General features: G+C 53.0%; 3 protein-coding genes and 1 pseudogene. 2 read left to right on the top strand and 2 right to left on the bottom strand.

Annotation, left to right across the window (positions count from 1 at the left end):
* A pseudogene (locus ABYT30_RS17730) lies at window positions 1-986 on the bottom strand (glucose-6-phosphate isomerase); the annotation flags it as partial.
* Between the two features lie 121 nt (window positions 987-1,107).
* The gene (locus ABYT30_RS17725; protein ID WP_373082909.1) at window positions 1,108-2,067 is read right to left on the bottom strand and encodes a polyprenyl synthetase family protein; all 960 of its coding nucleotides are present in this window, start codon (window positions 2,065-2,067) and stop codon (window positions 1,108-1,110) included.
* Between the two features lie 276 nt (window positions 2,068-2,343).
* Here ABYT30_RS17725 and rplU point away from each other — a divergent pair, with 276 nt between their 5' ends.
* Both rplU and rpmA read left to right on the top strand, forming a co-directional pair.
* Window positions 2,344-2,655 (top strand): 50S ribosomal protein L21, encoded by a 312-nt coding sequence (gene rplU, locus ABYT30_RS17720; protein ID WP_008248242.1) that lies wholly within the window; start codon window positions 2,344-2,346, stop codon window positions 2,653-2,655.
* Between the two features lie 16 nt (window positions 2,656-2,671).
* The gene (gene rpmA / locus ABYT30_RS17715; protein ID WP_159270096.1) at window positions 2,672-2,929 is read left to right on the top strand and encodes a 50S ribosomal protein L27; all 258 of its coding nucleotides are present in this window, start codon (window positions 2,672-2,674) and stop codon (window positions 2,927-2,929) included.
* Window positions 2,930-3,101: the final 172 nt, after the last annotated feature.

Here is a 3,101-nt window from a genome sequence, read left to right as displayed (position 1 = left end):
TTGCGATACCACACATCTAAAAGGCCCAATATAAGGGGGGTATTACTTTCTAGTGGCTGCTTGGCGACGTACTGGTCGACCGCGTAACCGCCCTTGAGTAAGGCGCGGAAGCTGTCCATGCCGGCGCATAATGCGATGGCTAGGCCAAAACCCGACCACACAGAGTAGCGGCCACCTACCCACTCGGGTACAGAGATGACTAACTGCTCGCTAATGCCGAATGCGGTAGCAGCCTCGGGCATTGAGGTCACTGCGACGAAGTGGGCTGCAATGTTGCTGGTGGCGAGGGTGGTCTCTAGCCACGTGCGCGCAGTCTGCGCGTTGCAGCGGGTTTCCTGGGTGCCGAAAGATTTTGACGCGACGATAAATAAGGTGGTTTCGGCGGGCACGGTGGCCAGTATTTCGGTCATGACGCTGGGGTCGATGTTGGCCGCGAAGTGTGCTCGTAAGTTGCCCAGTCCTTGGTTCGCTAGGGCGTCGCATACTAGGCGAGGCCCGAAGTCTGAGCCGCCAATGCCAATATTAACGACGTCGGTAAAGGCTTTTCCGGTGCTGCTGCGGTGCTCGCCATTGTGAATGGCTGCGACCAGCGATTCCATCGCGCAATACATGGCGTTAATGCTGGCGTCTTGCTCGTTCGTGGCAGTGTCGCCAATGGCCCAGCGACGCAGGCTGGGGTAGTTAGCAGTGCGGCCCTCGGTATTGTTGAGCCTGGCACCAGAGCGTAAGGCCATGAACTGCTGTTCGACACCGCGCTGGCGGGCGAGGCTGCAGAGGCTATTAAGGATATTGTGGTCAATATGATGTTTGGAGTAATCGACAAATAAAGGACCGATGTGCCCGCTAAACTTAGCTGCGCGCCCAGTATCTAGTATAAAACGGCCTTTTAATGGCGTGTTGGCGGCATTGCGGGCAAGTTCGCTTAGTTGTGACTGTAAATCAAGATCGCTGAGTTGGGCTGGTGCTTGGTTTGCAGTTTGGTTCACAGGAATTCCTTAAATATCCGTTTCGGTGCGCGCTAGCTTTCCGCGCCAGCGATAAGTGCTGAAATTGTAACGACTTATGGCTGGGATTGTAATCCGTCGAGGTTTGGCTTTGGTGAGAAACTCAGCTGCGGCGGGAAAGTGCGATTTCAGTCAATTCTTCAAGCGCTGTACGGTAGGGGCTGGGCTGAAGGCTTTCGAGTGACGTCAATGCGGCGTCAGTGTAGCCTTTTGCCGCTGTTTGGCAATATTCTAGCGCGCCGCAGTTTTTTACGGCATCAACGATTGCATCTAGTTGCGCTGCTGATTTATTGCTAATGGCGTCTCGCACTAGAGCTTGGTGTTGTTCGCTTCCGTGTTTTAACAGGTAAATCAGTGGCAGGGTAGGCTTACCTTCAGCGAGGTCGTCGCCGACATTCTTGCCGGTTTCGGCGGGGTCGCCCTCGTAGTCGAGGATGTCGTCGATTAACTGAAAGGCGATGCCCAGATTTACGCCATAGTCGTGCAGGGCGTTTTGCTGTTCGTCCTTGCCGCTGAGGATAGCGGCACCGCTGCAGGCGGCGCCAAATAAGACGGCGGTTTTGCTGCGAATTACCTCGAAGTAGGTTGCTTCGCTAGTGTCTGGGTTGCCGGCGCGGGTTAATTGCAGCACTTCGCCTTCGGCCACGGTATTGGTTGTGTCAGAAAGCAGGGCCATCAAAGGGAAGCTGCCGATCTTGACCAAAATCTGAAATGCCCGAGAGTAAAGGAAGTCCCCTACTAAAACGCTCGGGGCATTGCCCCAGTTGGCGTTGGCGGTGGGACGACCGCGGCGCAGGGCGGAGATGTCGACAACATCGTCGTGGAGCAGGGTGGCGGTGTGGATAAACTCAATGACGGCGGCGAGTTGCAGGTGTTTGTCATCAATTTCGCCAATTGCACCGGCGCTGAGTAAACTCAGTAATGGCCGCAGGCGTTTGCCCCCGGCATCGACAATATAGTGGCCGATGTTTTCCACGAGGGGGACATTAGAATGCAGTTGTTCAATGATGAAATCGTTGACGGCGGCGAATTCGCTGTCCACGACCTGTCTAATCTGTTGCATGGTAGCGAAGAGTCGTCTGGCGGAGTCGGCTGGCATCGTATGAGTGCAGCCGCGGGCTGTCAAGGTCTATGCGCTACTTTGTAATTGTGGGTATTGTGTATTTTTTGAAAACTGCGTACAATTCGCGCCCCTGAAGCAAAACCGTGCGGCCCCTTAATGGTTAAGTGGTGGTGACGGTGCCTGGACTTGTCCCGGCGTGTTGTATCTAAGGCTCTATCTAGGTAAAACCGCTCGGCCGAAACAAACTATTGCAAGCAGGCTCTTGGAGATATAAACATGTACGCAGTGATTGAAAGCGGTGGTAAGCAGCACCGTGTGATCGAGGGTGAGACCCTTAAGCTAGAAAAAATTGAAGTCGCCACTGGTGAAAGCCTGACCTTCGACAAAGTGTTGATGGTTAAGACCGGTGATGATCTGAAAATTGGCGCGCCTTACGTTGAAGGCGGTAAAGTGACTGCGGAAGTAATTGCGCAAGGTCGTCACGCCAAGGTGAAAATTGTTAAGTTTCGCCGTCGGAAGCACAGCATGAAGCAGGCTGGTCACCGTCAGTGGTTCACCGAAGTGAAAATCACTGGTATCAGTGCTTAAGTAATAGGAGAGACTCATGGCTCACAAGAAAGCTGGTGGTAGTACTCGTAACGGACGCGACTCGCAGAGTAAGCGTCTGGGCGTAAAACGTTTTGGTGGTCAGGTTGTAAGTGCAGGTAGCATTATTGTTCGTCAGCGCGGAACTCGTTTCCACGCAGGTGAAAATGTTGGTTGTGGTACTGATCACACTCTGTTTGCTAAAGCAGACGGTGTAGTGAAGTTTGAGGTTAAAGGTCCCAAGAGCCGCAAGTATATTAGTATAGTTGCAGCGTAAACCTCTCGGTGATCTAGAAGGCCTCGTCTATTGACGGGGCTTTTTTGTTTCTGTAGACAGGTTTTTCGGTATATTCATTTTATGTGGTTGGCGCGGTAATGAAATTTGTAGATGAGGCAGTAATTCGAGTTGAAGCAGGTCGCGGTGGCAACGGCTGTCTCAGTTTTCGGCG

Source organism: Zhongshania sp. (assembly GCF_041623545.1).
Classification (GTDB): domain Bacteria; phylum Pseudomonadota; class Gammaproteobacteria; order Pseudomonadales; family Spongiibacteraceae; genus Spongiibacter.
The sequence above is the reverse complement of the archived record's forward strand: the minus strand, read 5'-3'. Positions and strand labels throughout refer to the sequence as shown.